This window comes from Rhodoferax sp. GW821-FHT02C08 (assembly GCF_059421805.1).
On the sequence record NZ_JBWKVR010000003.1, the window covers coordinates 175,911 to 190,786 of the forward strand.

Sequence of the window (14,876 nt, forward strand, 5' to 3'; positions counted from 1 at the left end):
AGAGGCCTCTTATGAGCATCGAAATCCGCAATATCCATAAGCAGTTTGGCAGCTTCACCGCCCTGGGCGACGTCAGCCTGGACATCCAGTCGGGCGAGCTGGTGGCCTTGCTCGGCCCCTCGGGCTGCGGCAAGACTACGCTGCTGCGCATCATCGCCGGGCTGGAAACGCCGGACGCTGGCAGCATCCACTTCTCCGGCGAAGACACCACCGACGTGCATGTGCGCGAGCGCCAGGTGGGCTTTGTGTTCCAGCACTATGCGTTGTTCCGCCATATGACGGTGTTCGAGAACGTGGCTTTCGGCCTGCGTGTCAAGCCGCGTGGCCAGCGCCCCAGCGAGTCGGCGATCAAGGCCAAGGTGCATGAACTGTTGGGCCTGGTGCAACTGGACTGGTTGGCCAACCGCTACCCCAGCCAGTTGTCTGGCGGTCAGCGCCAGCGTATCGCCCTGGCGCGCGCGTTGGCGGTGGAGCCCAAGGTGCTGCTGTTGGACGAGCCCTTTGGTGCGCTGGACGCCAAAGTGCGCAAGGAGCTGCGCCGCTGGTTGCGCCGCCTGCATGACGACCTGAACGTGACCAGCATCTTCGTGACCCACGATCAGGAAGAAGCGCTGGAGGTGGCCGACCGCGTGGTGGTAATGAACAAGGGCAAGGTCGAGCAGATCGGCTCGCCACAAGACGTGTGGGACCACCCGGCCAGCCCCTTTGTGTATGGTTTCCTGGGCGATGTGAACCTGTTCCATGGCCGCGCCCACGAGGGCGAGGTACAGCTCGAAGGTATCAAGATCCAGGCCCCCGAGCACCCCGATGCGCAAGACGCCAAGGCTTTTGCCTACGTGCGTCCCCACGACATCCAGGTGCAGCGCTATGTGAAGGGTGAGGGCCTGGACGCCACCGGCCAACCTCTGGGTATGGTGGTGACGCTGACCCGTGCATTGGTGATCGGTCCTATCGCCCGTTTGGAACTAACGCCGCTGGAGCAGCACCAAGCCGTGGACAATACGCTGGATAACCTGGTGGAAGCGCAGTTGCCTGCGGAGCAGTTCCGGGTTCTAGGTTTGCAAGAGGGCGACACGCTGGTGGTGACACCGCGTCGCGCCAAAGTGTTTGTGGAGTCCGCGCCAGCGTGATGTAGCCCCCGGGGGTGCGTCCGCAGGGCGCATTTTTTGAAAGCTATGCATGTTGTTGTCCTGGATTGATGCCGCCCCACGCCGTGTGCTGTTGGGGATTAGCGTAGTGTGTATCGGCCTGCTGGCCTTTGGCCTGTATTTGCAGCACGTGGTGGGCCTGGAGCCTTGCCCGATGTGTATTGTGCAGCGCTATGCTCTTGTTTTGGTAGCAATCATCGCAGGTATTACCAGCGCCAGCGGCAAGAAAGGCTTGCAAATTTCAGGCGTATTTCTGGTGCTGCTGGTGGCTGGTTTCGGGGCGTTTGTGGCTGCGCGTCAAAGCTGGCTGCAGTGGTATCCGCCCGAGGTGGCCACCTGCGGTCGCGACCTCTACGGAATGATTGAAACCTTCCCGCTGCAGCGCGCCATTCCCATGATCTTCAAGGGCGGCGGCGATTGCACGGTGGTGGACTGGACCTTTCTGGGCGGCTCGATCGCCAACTGGTCGTTTGTCTGCTTTGTCGCCATCATTCTGCTGGCTCTGGTGTTCCTGGGCCGCAAGCTCAAGGCCTGATCACCCCAGATAGAACTCGGACTGGCTGGGGCCGGGAGCGGGTGGTGGTCCCTGGGTTGCGCACACGTAGCGGTCGCGGCCTTGTCGCTTGGCCTCGTACAGGGCTGCGTCGGCCTGCTCCAGCAGGTCTTGTTCGGAAATGTCCTTGTGCGGTATGACGCTGGCAATACCTACGCTCAGGGTCACGTGGCTGGCCGTAGGTGAGTCCTTGTGCGGATGGCCGGCATGCCGTATGCGCTCAAGGCAGCGTTGCGCAACCACCGTGGCGCCGGCGATATCGGTATCTAGCAGCAGCACCGCAAACTCTTCGCCCCCATAGCGCATCAGCAATTCGCCAGGACGGCAAATGCAGGTGTTCAGAATGCGCGCCACTTCGCGCAGGCAGTCGTCGCCGTTCAGGTGGCCATAAGCGTCGTTGTAGCGCTTGAAATGGTCTATGTCTATCATCAGCAGGGCCAGCGACTGTTCCTGGCGCATGCTGCGCGCCCACTCGGACGCTAGACATTGATCGAAAAAACGCCGGTTACCCACGCCCGTCAACCCGTCGGTCACGCTGAGTTCGGCCAGTTGTTCGTTGGCGCGCTGTAGCTCGGCCTGGAACTGCATGCGTTCCGTGATGTCCTGCAAAGTGCCTTCCAGACGCACAGTGTGGCCCTCCTGCACGATGGCCTCGCCATGCGAATGGACCCAGACCTGGCGTGCGGCGGCGGTGGTCATTTGCAGCTCCAGAGCCCAGGGCGTGCCGTAGCGTATGGCTTCGGCCATCGCCTGCTCCAGCTTTTGGCGTGCCTCTGGCGGGTAGCAGGTCAGGGATTCGTCCAGGGACAGTGGCATGCCTACCGGCAGGTCGTGGATCAGAAAAACCTCGGGCGTCCAGGTCTGCAGCATGTTCGACAGGTCCAGTTCCCAGCCTCCGATCTTGGCGATCTCGCCGGTGCGCCGCTGCAGGGCCGTGGCAGCCGCCAGGTGCGCTTCTGCCTGCTTGCGTTCTGACACATCCATATGCGTACCCAGTACGCGGGTGACGCGGCCGTTCTCATCGCGCGCCGCGACCATGGCGTGGTCCAGCACCCAGATCCAGTGGCCGTCCTTGTGGCGCACGCGGTGCTCCAGCTTGTACGACGAGCTATGGCCCTTGATGTGGGCGATGAACGCAGTACGCAGCATGGGCAGCTCCTGCGGGTGCAGCAGTTGCCACCACAGGCCGCCGCGCAGCAGGATTTCATTGGGTTGGTAGCCCAGCATCTGCCAGAGACGGTCGCTGAAAACCATGGTGTTCTTGGCCATATTCCAGTCCCACAGACCCAGGTCCGCGCCTTTGAGGCCGAATTCAAAGCGCTGGGCGGTTTCTTTCAAGGCATCCTGTATCTCGGTATGGGCCAGGTGCATGGCCCTTCGGTGCTTATGGATGTAAGCCAAGCCTATGCAGGCAATCAGGCCGAATACCGCCAGCAGCCCCAGGTTCAGCAGGGCTTCGTTCCACCAGATGGCGTCTACCGCTGCCAGGTTTCGGCTCACAGAGATGGTCAGTGGCGTATGCATGTGCAGCTCGGCGGGCTGGATATTGCGAAAAACCAGCATGCGCTGGTCGCCCAATACCCTTGACTGGCCAATCAAACGGCTTACGGCCTGTCCCGACTGGACATGCTGGTGGAACATGGCTCCCGGCACGTTGATATTGGTGTTCAGGGATTTCGCATTGGGCGGAATCATGATGAACACCCGCCCATCGTGGTGCGTGATGCCGACCGTCATGTCGGGCGCGTACAGCACCGACTGCATCACGATGTCGAAATAGTTCGGCTCCAGTGTGGCGCTGATCAGGCCTATGAATTGCCCATCTACCTCAGATACGGCCTTGCTGGCCCCCACCGCATAGAAGCCAGAGCTGGGGATGTAGTTGGGCGACACATAGAGTGCCGCGTAGTCTGGGTTGGCTTGGGGAATTTCGAAATACGGGCTTTGGTGCAGGTCGGCGCCCAAGGCGTTCTTGTTGTTGCTGCCGATGACGATGCCGGATTTGTCCAGTATGGACAGGTCCCGCACGCCGGGCATGGCATCGGCCAGCAGCTGCAGGCGCCGTCCCATATTGGGCGCGTCGCCCGGGTGGTCGCTGTAGTACAGGTCGTAACGCAGACCAGCCAGGGCCCGGTTTACTCCCTGCAGCTGGCGGATCAGGTTTTCGCCCACCACGCGGGCCTGGGTTTGCAGGCGGTCGAATTCCTTTTCCCGGTTCAGTCCGTGTTCCCGCCAGAGTTTGCAGGCCACGGTGCCCAGCAAAACCAGTAGCACCAGTGCCATGGCCCACCATTCCTGGGTATGGCGCCGGTTCAGGCGGACGTCCGTCACCGGGGAATGCGGAGCCGCTTGCCTCATGGAGAGAGGCCCATTGCATGCATGTCGCGGTGTGCGTAGCGGCGCATAGATCGTGAACAGGCTTTTAGGAGTGTATGCCGATACATTGTGTACCCGCGCCCGCCTCGGCGCACACCTAAATGCACCGAATTTCTATCTATTTCCGACGCTTCGGGGGGCATTGGGCGCCATAGGCGGCCACGTGCCGCCGACTCGTCCCCTCTGGCGCGCTAGTTCAGTTTTTTGACCAGCACCTGGCTTTTGCGGTCCCAGTTGTACTTGCGCTTACGGGCTTCGGGCAGCCATTCCGGGTCTACCTGCACAAAGCCGCGCTTGATGAACCAGTGCATGGTGCGAGTGGTCAGCACAAAAATGCTTTGCAGACCGGCTGCACGGGCACGCTGCTCGATGCGTTTTAGCACTTTTTCGCCGTCGCCCTGGCCTTGCACCTGGGGCGATACCGTCAGCGCGGCCATCTCACCGGTGTGGGCTTCGGGGTAGGGGTAGAGGGCGGCGCAGGCGAAGATCACGCCGTCATGCTCGACCACGGTGTACATATGGGCGTCGCGTTCGATCTCGGTGCGGCTGCGCTTGACCAGGGTGCCGTCTTTCTCAAACGGTTCAATCAGTTGCAAGATACCGCCCACATCGTCCACCAGGGCCTCGCGCAGGCTTTCGAGCTTTTCGTCCACCACCATGGTGCCTATGCCGTCATGCACATAGACCTCCAGCAGGATGGCGCCATCGACCGAGAACGGGATGATGTGGCTGCGCTCCACGCCGGATTTGCAGGCCGTCACGCAATGCTGCAGGTAGAAACCCGTGTCGGTGGGCACATTCGCCGGGGGGAGTTCGGCCAGCAGTTTTTCGGCCATGGCCAGGGGCAGCTCGGTGTCGATAGGGTTGTCTTCGCTCTCGGGCTCGCCCGGATGCATACGGATGCCGGGCACCTCGGTCAGGAAGATCAGCTTGTCGGCCTGCAGGGCGCTGGCGACCGAGGTAGCCACCTCTTCCATGGTCAGGTTGAAGGCTTCACCTGTGGGCGAGAAGCCGAATGGTGACAGCAGCAGCATGGCTCCCATGTCCAGCACACGGGTGATGCCGGCGATATCCACTTTGCGCACCAGACCGGAATGCTGGAAGTCGATGCCATCCACGATGCCGACCGGGCGGGCGGTGATGAAATTGCCTGAAATCACGCGGATGGTGGCGCCTGCCATGGGCGTATTGGGCAGGCCCTGGCTGAACGCCGCCTCGATCTCGTAGCGCAGCTGACCGGCGGCTTCTTGTGCGCAGTCCAGCGCTACTTCGTCGGTGATGCGGATACCGTTGGCGTATTTGGGGGGGTGGCCCTTGGCCTTGAGCTGTTCATTGACCTGCGGACGGAAGCCGTGCACCAGCACAATCTTCACGCCCATGCTCTGGATCATGGCCAGGTCTTGCGCCAGGTTGGGCAGCTTGCCTGCTGCAATCGCCTCACCCGCGATGCCCACCACAAAGGTCTGGTTCCGAAACTTGTGGATATACGGTGCCACGGAACGGAACCAGGGCACGAAGGTGAAGTTGAAAACAGAGGTCATGGTCATGGCGCGTGATTGTGCATGAAAGCCTCTGTGCCAGCGGGGCTTGCCCCGCTGCTTTTTGCCGATCAGCGCGTGCGGGCACCTACCAGCGCGGCATGCAGCATGCGCAGGCTATGCGGTTCGCTCAGAAAGCGCATTTTTTCCGCGGCTTGCGGCACGGTGTGGCCCTGGCGGCCCAGTTGACGCACGCGTTGGCGACGGTGCTCGCCGCGCAGGCCCAGGCCGGTGTGGCGGGGGCCCAGGGCTTGCAGGGCCAGGCTGGCCAGGCGTGGCAGGTCGGCCAGCCAGCTGCCGGCGGAGATGCGTACATTGCTGTCCTTGGCATAGGCCCAGGCCTGCTTCAGGACCGACGGAGACTGGGTTTCCTCGGGCACCAGCAGCCAGCCGGCATTGCGCAGGCGCTGGCCGAGTGCACTTTGGCTGCTGAGCACGGTGAACGGCACGGCCAGCAGCAGGGGCAGACCCATGGGCAGCAGCCATAGTGCCGTAGCGGGCGAGATAAAGGCAATGCTGGCCAGCAGGCACAGCACGCCCAGGCCCAGGGGGCCAAAGCGCCGCGCCGCATCGGCCCAGGGTAGGTCATTGGCCTCGCGCGGAGGCGAGGTCCATTCCAGGCGCCAGCCGGTCAGGGCACCCAGCACGAACAGGCTGTGCGCCGCCATACGCAGCGGCGCCTGCAGCATGGACAGGCCAGCTTCCAATACGGTGCTGCCCACCAGGGCCAGGCTACCGCCAAATCGGGCTTGTTCGCCACGCAGCAGCACGGCGGCCAGGCCCAGTACCCGGGGCAGGGCCAGCATCAGCGCGGTGGAGGCCCAGAGCGTCACTACGCTGTGGTGGGACCACGGCTGGAATTCGCTGTCATGCAGCCACAGGCAGGCACCCAGCATTACATACAGCAGCCACAGCGGTGCCGATACATAGGCCATGGCGCCGGTGGCCAGCATGGCGCGGTGGACCGGGCGCAGGCCGGGCTCGGCCAGCAGGCGAGAGTTTTGCAGATTGCCCTGGCACCAGCGGCGGTCGCGTTGCAGCTCGGCCAGCAAGTGTGGCGGTTGCTGCTCGTAGCTGCCTTCCAGGTCGTTCACCAGCCAGACCTCGTAGCCTGCGCGGCGCATCAGGGCTGCTTCCACAAAGTCGTGTGACAGGATTTCGCCTGCCAGGGCGCCGGTGCCGGGCAGGGTGGCCAATGCGCAGTGTTGCATGAAGGGCTCCACACGGATGATGGCGTTGTGGCCCCAGTAGTGGGCTTCGCCCAGCTGCCAAAACTGCATGCCGGCGGTAAACAGGCGGCCGGTCACACGGCTGCCAAATTGTTGTGCCCGTGCATGCAGGGTGGCGTGACCGCAGGCGCGCGGCGCGGTTTGCAAGATGCCGGCACGCGGGTTGGCCTCCATCAGGCGGGCCAGGGTGACCAGGGTGTCGCCGCTCATCACACTGTCGGCGTCCATTACCACCATATAGCGGTAGCTGCGGCCCCAGCGGCGGCAAAAGTCGGCCACATTGCCGGCCTTGCGACGGGTACGGTGCTGGCGCCAGCGGTAGTGCACCTGCAGCTTGCTGCCGTGGGCTTGCATCTGGCTACGCAAGTCCTGCCAGGCGGTCATCTCGGCCACACGCAGGTCGGGGTCGTTGGTGTCGGACAGCACAAACACGTCAAACAAGCGCTCGGCCCCGGCGTTCACCAGCGACTCGCAAGTGGCGCGTAGCCCGGCAAACACCGTGGCCACGTCTTCGTTGCAGATCGGCATGATGACGGCGGTGCGCGCGTCGGCCGGCAGGGTGATGCCTTCGGCGCTGCGGGCCGAGAGTGCATGGCGGTCGCCGCGCAGCGTAACCCAGAAGCCCATCACGGCGGTCACCGTGCCGGCCGATACCCAGGCAAACAGCAGCGCGAACAGGCCTAGCTGCGTCGCCAGCAGCCAGTCACTGCCCGCACCGGGCTGGGCACGCCATAGCAGGGCGGTGGCAAAGGCCGTGGCACCGGCAATCCAGAACAACAGCCAGTTGCGGCGCTGCTGGGCTGCCGTTTCCCAGGCTGGGGTTTGTTGCTGCAATTGAGCGGCACTGGCGCGCCAGGGGGCGTTGCCAGGGGCTCGTTCGCCACGCAGGAGGGCTGCGAAGCCCAACCAGGGCTGGGCGGGCATGGAGCCGCGCTGGGTGGGAGGCATGCCAGAGGTGTGTGCAGGTGTGGTCATAGGGCTGGCAGGATGTAAGTCCAGGTTTCGCTGACCGCGTCAGGGCCGGCGGTGAGGTAGGCGCGCAGTTCCACGGGGCGCGCGGGGTCCAGGGTCTTGACGCGCAGGGCCAGGCGCCAGGCGCCGGTGGCTTCCACGCGGTAGACGGCTTGCTCGGTAATGCGGCCGTTGCCGTTGGCGCTCACCACGGACTTCAGTTCGTCGTTGCTGGGCAAGGTGGGGCCTTCGAAGTCCACAATGAACTGCTGCTCGTTGGGCGCCAGGGTGGCATAGCTGCGGCCCACCCGGGTCTGCGCGACCCAGGCCTTGGGCGGACGCTGCTGGGCCTCGCCCTGCCAGTCCACGCGCCAGGACACGTCCAGCGGTTGGCCGGGTGCCGGCAGGGTGGCCGGCACCCAGTAGGCGACGATGTTGTCGTGGGTTTCGTCCGGTGTAGACAGCTGCATCAGCTCCACCCGGCCCTTGCCCCAGTCACCCAGCGGGGTGATCCAGGCGGACGGCCGGCGCTCATAGCTGGCTTCGCTGTCCTCGTAGCTGTTGAAGTTGCGGTCGCGCTGCATCAGGCCAAAACCCTTGGGCGATTGGGTAGTGAGGGACGTGACCAGCGGCTTGCGCGGGTTCTGCAGCGGGCGCCACAGCCATTCACCTTCACCGCTGGCGACCATCAAGCCGTCCGAGTCATGCACCTCTGGGCGGAAGTCGTCGCGGCTGGGCTGGTTTTCGCCAAAGGAGAACATGCTGGTCAGCGGCGCAATACCCAGGGTACGTATTGGGTTTTGCGGCGACGCGCGCAGGAACAGCCGGGCCTTGACCGTTACGCTGGTAGTGCTGCCGGGCTGGATCTCGAAGCGGTAGGCACCGGACACGCGGGGCGAGTCCAGTAGGGCCAGGATGGTCAGGGTCTGGGCTTTGGCGTCGGGTCGTTCGATCCAGAAGTCGGTGAAGCGGGGGAACTCCTCCGGCCCGCCGCCCGCGCTGTCCACAGCCAGGCCACGGGCCGACAGGCCGTAGTGCAGGCCTTTGCTCAGTACCCGGAAGTAACTCGCACCCTGGAACACCACCAGCTCGTCCTTGTAGGCTGGGGTGTTCAGCGGGTAGTGCACGCGAAAGCCTGCGTAGCCTATGTCTTCCCAGCTCTGCGGGTTCAGCTTGTTGGCACCGTAGCTGAAGTCTTGTGGGTTGAAGCTGAATGGGCGTTCACCCTCGGGCGTGAGTTCATGCAGGCGTACCGGTTCGGTTTGGTACTTACCCAGGTGGAAGAACATCAGTTCGAACGGCAACTGCTCGGCACGCCAGGCAGCGCGCTCGGGCTTGAAGCGGATGTCGCGCATCTGGTCGTAGCTCAGTTGGCGCAGTGCTGCAGGGGTGCGGCTGGCTACTGGGCTATAGGGCTGGGCAGCCAGGGCCTGGGCGCGTTCGGCCAGGGTGTCGAAGTCGGTGCGCAGCGGCAGTACTGCAAAGGCGGTGGGAGAGGCCAGCGTCACCAGCGACGACAAAGCCAGCATGGCGGATGGAGGTATGCGTGGTGTACAGGTCATTGCCAGTACTGGTGCAAACCCTATGCCACGTAAATAAACCTTTAAAAATCAAATGCTTACGTGATTTTTAAAGAATTCCCCCCTATTTTTTGCAGGAAAAGCGTCGCTGATCAGCGACAGCCCTGCACGCATGCGCTCATCTTGTCTTTGCAAGCTATTGATTTATAACGATAAATCAGCTGTCGCCAGCTGGCGACAGGCCGCTTTCCGGTTCGCCGTCGGACGGTTCGGCGCGGAACAGGCCGGGCGTCAGCCCGTGTTTTTGCAGCAGGCGGTAGAACTCGGTGCGGTTCTTGTCGGCCAGCCGTGCGGCGTCAGCCACCTGACCGTCGGTCAGCTTCAGCAGGTCCACCAGGTAGCTGCGTTCAAAGCGGTTGCGGGCTTCGGTAAAGCCCAGCACCTCCACGGTGGGCACGCGCAGGGCGCGCTGCACCAGGGCCAGCGGCACCAGCGGCGTGGTGGCCAGGGCGCAGACCTGCTCCACCACGTTGTGCAGCTGCCGCACATTGCCGGGCCAGGCGGCTGTGGCCAGCAGGCTCAGTGCATCGGGGGCAAAGCCTTTCACCGGCTTGTGGTACTTGCTGGCCAGGCGCTGCAGAAAATGCTGTGCCAGCAGCGCAATGTCTTCGCGCCGGTCGGCCAGCGGGGGCAGGGTCAGGGTGACTACGTTCAGCCGGTAATACAGGTCTTCGCGAAAGTCACCCTGGGTCAGCGCGGCTTCCAGATCGCGGTGGGTGGCCGAGAGTATGCGCACGTCTACGTCCACCGACTGCTGGGCGCCCACAGGCCGTATTTGCCGCTCTTGCAGCACGCGCAGCAGCTTGACCTGCAGCGTAGGTGGCATGTCGCCAATTTCATCCAGGAACAGGGTACCGCCGTTGGCGCTTTGGAACAGGCCCCGGTGGTGGGCCACCGCGCCGGTGAATGCGCCTTTGACGTGGCCAAACAGCTCGGATTCCAGCAGCGCCTCGGGGATGGCGCTGCAGTTCACCGCCACAAAGGCACCGTGGGCGCGTGGGCTGGCGCGGTGGATGGCGCGCGCCAGCAACTCCTTGCCGCTGCCGCTTTCGCCGCGTATCAGCACCGATGCATCGCTGGGTGCAACCAGCCGTGCCTCGGCCAGTACCTCGTCCATCACCGCCGAGCGGCTCACAATTTCGGCGCGCCAGGCCTCGCCGGCCGAGCCCGCCACCGGGCGGCTGGCGGCGGACAAAACCAGTGCCCGGCTTACGGCGGCCAGCAGTTCCTTGCCATCAAAGGGTTTGGTCAGGTAGCTGAACACGCCGCGCAGCGTGGCGTCCACCGCGTCGGGGATGCTGCCATGGGCGGTGAGCAGGATCACCGGCAGGCCGGGGAAGCGTGTCTGCACGGCGTCGAACAGTCCCATGCCGTCCATGCCCGGCAGGCGTACATCGCTCAGCACCAGTTGCGGGCGCAGCACCTCCAGCCGGGCCAGGGCAGCCTCGGCATCGACTTCGGCGGTGACGGCATAGCCGGCGGCGCCCAGGCGCAGCGACAGCAGGCGCAGCATGTCGGGGTCGTCGTCCACCACCAGGATCTGCAGCTTGGCGCTCATGGCGTCTTGCCCATGCTGCGTGGCGCGAGGGACCGCTCGATGGCCTTCAGCGCTTCCAGTTGCTCAGTCAACTGGTCTATGCGGCGCTGGTTGTCGCGCAGCTGCTGGTTTTGCCGAACGATCTGTTCCTCGAGCCGCTTTTGCTCGGCGGCCCTTGCCATCAGCAGCGGTAACCAACCGGTCCATGCGGCTACTGCCGGGTCGTTGCCATTGTTGAGCCCTTCCAGCTGCGCCAGCGCGCGCGCTGAGTCGCCTGGGTTATGCGTGTGCAGCCATACCAGGGCCAGATGCACCATGCCGGCAGGCGTGGCGGGCTCTGCCGCCAGCCCGGCGGCCAGGGCGTTGAGTGATTCGGGCGTTGCCTGGCGCAGGCTGTCTTGCCATTGCTGCAGCAGGCGGCCTGCTTCGTCCACGGGGCTCAGTGGCGAGGGCACCGGCACCAGCTTGATGACAGGTGACGACGTGGCTTCATTGCTGATGGCGCTGGCCGGTGGGGGCTCCGCCACAGGGCCTGTGCTGCAGGCGACCAGTGCGCATAGGCTCCAGAGTCCCAAATTTCGGATCAATAACTTAAACATGTGAGGTGTCCAAAGGCAAAAGGATTTGAAAGCAGGCGCCGTCGGCGCGTGCCACCAGGCGTACCTGCCCGCCGTGGGCGGCCACTTGTTCGCGCACGATGGCCAGGCCGATGCCGCTGCCACGCGGCAGATTCAGCGGCTGCACATGGCCACGGTAGAAGGGGTCGAAGATGTGTTCGCGCTCACCCTCGGGTATGCCCGGCCCGTTGTCGCTGATCTCCAGAACCACTTGGCCGTTCAATGTGCCCACCCACCAGCGGATACGTCCGCCAGGCGGACTGAAGCGCACGGCGTTGGACAGCAGATTGCCCAGCGCCATGCCCAGACGCTCCGGGTCTACCGGGTGGCTGAGCGTGGCGTCGCCTTCCACCACCACGTTCAGTCCACGTGCCTGCCAGCTCAGGCGCTGGGCCTGGGCCACGCCCTCCAGCAATGTGCGCAGCACCGTGGGGCGGCGCTGCAGCTGCCGCGCGTCGAAGGCGGCGGCGTTGTAGCGCAGCAGGTCTTCGATTTGTTGTTGCAGCACGCCAGTGTTGTGCTGCAGTATGGCCACGATCTCGGCCTGCTCGGCGCCCAGCGCACCACCCACGCCTTCTTGCAGCAGGGCCACTCCTTCGCGCAGCGCGGCCAGTGGGGTCTTCAGTTCGTGCGAGGTGTGGCGCAGAAAGCGTGCCTTGTCCTCGTCCAGTTCGGTCAGACGCAGGCGCAGCCAGTCCAGCTGGCGGCCCAGGCTGGCCAGGTCGGCCGGGCCGTGTATCTGTATGGCCTGCTGCAGCCGGCCTTCGCCCAGCGCAACGATGGCCTTGCCCAGCTGGCGCAGCGGGCGTGTCAGCCATAGGCCAAACGCCAGGGCTGCCCCCGCTGCCGCCACGATGGCCACCAGCACCTGCTGCACCTGGCGGTTGCGCTGCTCTTCCAATGCGTTTTGCACCTGTTGGTTGTGCTCGGCAATGCTTTGCTGCACCTGCTGCGACAGGCCACGCGAGATGCCGTCCAGGGTCTGGAACTCGGCCGCCACCGCATTGCCCCGGCTGGGGCGCGGCACGCGGTTATCGGCCAGTTGGCTGCGGATGCGCACGGCCGAGGCCAGCCACTGCTGGGCCAGCGCGGCGGTGGGTGGGTACTGGCCCAGCGGCAGCAGCAGGGCCTGGGCCTGGTTGGCGGCATCGTCGAAGCGCTGGCGCAGGGCGTCATCGCCGAGCACCAGGTACTGGCGGGCGGCGCGTTCCATGTCGGTGCTGCGCTCGGCCAGGCCCCGGGTGGACAGGTTCAGCTGGATGCTTTGCTGCCCGGCCGCGCGGCTTTGCGCCAACACGCCTTGCAGCGCCTGCAGGCCGCTGAGCGACACCGCGCCCAGCAGGGCGGCAATCAGCACAAAGGCGAGCAACAACAGTTGACGAAAAGAGGCGCGTAGGGTCACGGCAGGGGCAACAAGCCAGGCAACAAGGGGTGGCTTCAGTATAAAAGCCGGTGCTGCACTGCAGCATCTGAAGATGTAATGGGCTGTAGCCGCCGTTGTAGTGCTTTTGGAGTTTCAAGCCATTTAGGCCTCTGGCGCGGGTATTGCCTGCGCAAGCAGCTATGGAATTAATAGCTGTCTAGACTGTTTGCCATGCCGCACGACTCACCATCTTCCAAACCCCTGGCGCTGGCCCAGGCGCGCAATCTGCAACTGGCCGCCCAGGGCCTGCTGGCTGCACCGCGCCGCAAGGCCACACCCCTGGCGCTGCGCCAGTGCATTGCCCAGATGCAGCTGCTGCAGATCGACACCATCAGCGTGGTGGCGCGCAGCCCCTATCTGGTGTTGTTCTCGCGGCTCGGTGCCTATCCGCAGGCCTGGCTGGATTCTGCGCTCGCCGACGGTCATCTGTTTGAAACCTGGGCCCACGAAGCCTGCTTTGCGCCGGTCGACGACCTGCTGCTGCACCGCAGCTACAACCAGCAGGCGCGCCGCCACTGGGGCCTGCTGAACGGGCAGGCTGTGCAGGCCAGTCAACGTGCGCATCTGGACGCCTTGCTTGCGCATATCGACAGCAAAGGCCCGGTCCGTTCTGCCGACTTCACCCGGCAGGACGGCAAAACCGGCAATGGCTGGTGGGACCGCAAGGACGAAAAGCGCTGGCTGGAGGCCTTGTTCGCCAGCGGTGAGCTGATGGTCAAGCGCCGCGACAGCTTCCAGCGCGTCTACGACCTGGCGCACCGCGTGCACCCACACCTGGCCAACGCCCAACTGCCGGAAGCCGCCTCCGTGCACCGCCATTTCACCGAGAAAGCCATCCTGGCGCTGGGCATCACACAGGCCCGCTGGGTGCACGACTACTTCCGCCAGAAGCCACGCCTGAAAGATGCCGACCTGGATGTGCTGGTGGAGCAAGGCGTGGTGCAGCGCGTGCAAGTGCAGGGCTGGACTCTGCCCGGCTATGTGCACCAGCAACACTTCGAGCTGCTGCAAACCGCCCAGGCTGGCAAGCTGCGCGCCACCCACACAGCCTTGCTGTCGCCCTTCGACCCGTTGGTCTGGGACCGCGAACGCGCCTTGGCGATGTTCGGTTTCGACTACCGCATCGAGTGCTACACGCCGGAAGACAAGCGCACCTACGGCTACTTCGTGCTGCCCATCCTTTACCGCGGCGCGCTGGTCGGCCGGCTGGACGCCAAGGCCCACCGCGCACAGGGCGTGTTCGAGGTGAAGGCGGTGTTTCTGGAAGACGGCGTCAAGCTCAGCGACGCGGCGGTGCGGGCGGTGGCAGAGGCCATCCAGCGTTGTGCGGATTGGCATGGGACTCCGGAGGTGCGGCTGGGGAGGGCGGAACCGGAGGGCCTGAGGCAGCGGCTGTGTGGGGCGTGGGTTAATTAGCGCTTTTCTCTGCGTAGGAAAGGACTTACCGGAGGATTCCCCTCTGTCCGATAGTGTCTGACGCTCAACGTAGCAGGATAGACACTTTCAACCATAGGAGTCCGCTATGTCGACACCCCACAAGACCCTCATCGACCTTGAAAACAAGTTCTGGCAGTCCATGGTCGATCAGGACACTGAAACCGCGCTGGAGATGCTCAGCGAACCCTCGTTGTTGGTCGGCGCGCACGGAGCGATGAAGTTCGACCACGCCAGTTATCGCAAGATGGCCGAGCAAGGGTCGATGGTGATCAAGTCCTTCGAGTTAAGTGATATGGAGGTCGTGTTTCCCAACGCCGCCACCGCCATCCTGACCTACCATGTCAAACAGGCCGTCGCCCCCAGAGGCAAAACCAAGACCACCGCGCAGGAAATGCACGACACGTCGACCTGGGTGCAAAAGGGCAAGGGTTGGCAGTGTGTGATGCATACGGAAACCCCGGTGGAAGCGGGGCACAAGGTGCATTGA

The 14,876-nt window shown here is 64.2% G+C and carries 11 protein-coding genes; 4 read left to right on the forward strand and 7 right to left on the reverse strand.

The window, feature by feature from the left end; all coding sequences use genetic code 11:
• The first annotated feature begins 11 nt into the window (after positions 1–11).
• Entirely contained in the window at positions 12–1,130 is a 1,119-nt protein-coding gene (locus tag AC07VY_RS04930; protein ID WP_495096530.1) for a sulfate/molybdate ABC transporter ATP-binding protein, read from the forward strand.
• 49 nt (positions 1,131–1,179) lie between these two features.
• The gene (locus AC07VY_RS04935) at positions 1,180–1,683 is read left to right on the forward strand and encodes a disulfide bond formation protein B (RefSeq protein ID WP_495096529.1); all 504 of its coding nucleotides are present in this window, start codon (positions 1,180–1,182) and stop codon (positions 1,681–1,683) included.
• On the opposite strand, the gene AC07VY_RS04940 is transcribed toward AC07VY_RS04935, so the two are convergent.
• From AC07VY_RS04940 to AC07VY_RS04970, 7 genes are all read right to left on the reverse strand, one after another.
• Positions 1,684–4,059, reverse strand: coding sequence for a diguanylate cyclase domain-containing protein (locus tag AC07VY_RS04940; RefSeq protein WP_495096528.1), 2,376 nt, complete (start codon positions 4,057–4,059; stop codon positions 1,684–1,686).
• Positions 4,060–4,268: 209 nt separating this feature from the next.
• The gene (gene argA, locus AC07VY_RS04945; RefSeq protein ID WP_495074622.1) at positions 4,269–5,618 is read right to left on the reverse strand and encodes an amino-acid N-acetyltransferase; all 1,350 of its coding nucleotides are present in this window, start codon (positions 5,616–5,618) and stop codon (positions 4,269–4,271) included.
• A gap of 68 nt (positions 5,619–5,686) precedes the next feature.
• A complete protein-coding gene (mdoH, locus tag AC07VY_RS04950; RefSeq protein ID WP_495096527.1) occupies positions 5,687–7,819 on the reverse strand; it encodes a glucans biosynthesis glucosyltransferase MdoH in 2,133 nt (710 codons plus the stop codon).
• Positions 7,816–9,357, reverse strand: coding sequence for a glucan biosynthesis protein G (locus AC07VY_RS04955; RefSeq protein ID WP_495096526.1), 1,542 nt, complete (start codon positions 9,355–9,357; stop codon positions 7,816–7,818). The genes mdoH and AC07VY_RS04955 overlap by 4 nt, the downstream gene beginning before the upstream one ends.
• A gap of 175 nt (positions 9,358–9,532) precedes the next feature.
• Positions 9,533–10,933, reverse strand: a complete 1,401-nt coding sequence (locus AC07VY_RS04960; protein WP_495074619.1) for a sigma 54-interacting transcriptional regulator — start codon at positions 10,931–10,933, stop codon at positions 9,533–9,535.
• On the reverse strand, positions 10,930–11,511 hold the full coding sequence (locus tag AC07VY_RS04965; RefSeq protein ID WP_495074618.1) for a hypothetical protein: 582 nt from the start codon (positions 11,509–11,511) through the stop codon (positions 10,930–10,932). The genes AC07VY_RS04960 and AC07VY_RS04965 overlap by 4 nt, the downstream gene beginning before the upstream one ends.
• The gene (locus tag AC07VY_RS04970; protein WP_495096525.1) at positions 11,504–12,931 is read right to left on the reverse strand and encodes a sensor histidine kinase; all 1,428 of its coding nucleotides are present in this window, start codon (positions 12,929–12,931) and stop codon (positions 11,504–11,506) included. The genes AC07VY_RS04965 and AC07VY_RS04970 overlap by 8 nt, the downstream gene beginning before the upstream one ends.
• Before the next feature lie 192 nt (positions 12,932–13,123).
• Here AC07VY_RS04970 and AC07VY_RS04975 point away from each other — a divergent pair, with 192 nt between their 5' ends.
• Positions 13,124–14,368: a winged helix-turn-helix domain-containing protein gene (locus tag AC07VY_RS04975; RefSeq protein WP_495096524.1), complete on the forward strand. Its 1,245-nt coding sequence runs from the start codon at positions 13,124–13,126 to the stop codon at positions 14,366–14,368.
• 106 nt (positions 14,369–14,474) lie between these two features.
• Entirely contained in the window at positions 14,475–14,876 is a 402-nt protein-coding gene (locus AC07VY_RS04980) for a nuclear transport factor 2 family protein (RefSeq protein ID WP_495074615.1), read from the forward strand.

Bases quoted from the DNA above. Each gene is read 5' to 3' on its own strand.
- AC07VY_RS04930 (WP_495096530.1), top strand. From the start codon at position 12: ATGAGCATCGAAATCCGCAATATCCATAAGCAGTTTGGCAGCTTCACC.
- AC07VY_RS04935 (WP_495096529.1), top strand. From the start codon at position 1,180: ATGTTGTTGTCCTGGATTGATGCCGCCCCACGCCGTGTGCTGTTGGGG.
- AC07VY_RS04940 (WP_495096528.1), bottom strand. From the start codon at position 4,059: ATGAGGCAAGCGGCTCCGCATTCCCCGGTGACGGACGTCCGCCTGAAC.
- argA (WP_495074622.1), bottom strand. From the start codon at position 5,618: ATGACCTCTGTTTTCAACTTCACCTTCGTGCCCTGGTTCCGTTCCGTG.
- mdoH (WP_495096527.1), bottom strand. From the start codon at position 7,819: ATGACCACACCTGCACACACCTCTGGCATGCCTCCCACCCAGCGCGGC.
- AC07VY_RS04955 (WP_495096526.1), bottom strand. From the start codon at position 9,357: ATGACCTGTACACCACGCATACCTCCATCCGCCATGCTGGCTTTGTCG.
- AC07VY_RS04960 (WP_495074619.1), bottom strand. From the start codon at position 10,933: ATGAGCGCCAAGCTGCAGATCCTGGTGGTGGACGACGACCCCGACATG.
- AC07VY_RS04965 (WP_495074618.1), bottom strand. From the start codon at position 11,511: ATGTTTAAGTTATTGATCCGAAATTTGGGACTCTGGAGCCTATGCGCA.
- AC07VY_RS04975 (WP_495096524.1), top strand. From the start codon at position 13,124: ATGCCGCACGACTCACCATCTTCCAAACCCCTGGCGCTGGCCCAGGCG.
- AC07VY_RS04980 (WP_495074615.1), top strand. From the start codon at position 14,475: ATGTCGACACCCCACAAGACCCTCATCGACCTTGAAAACAAGTTCTGG.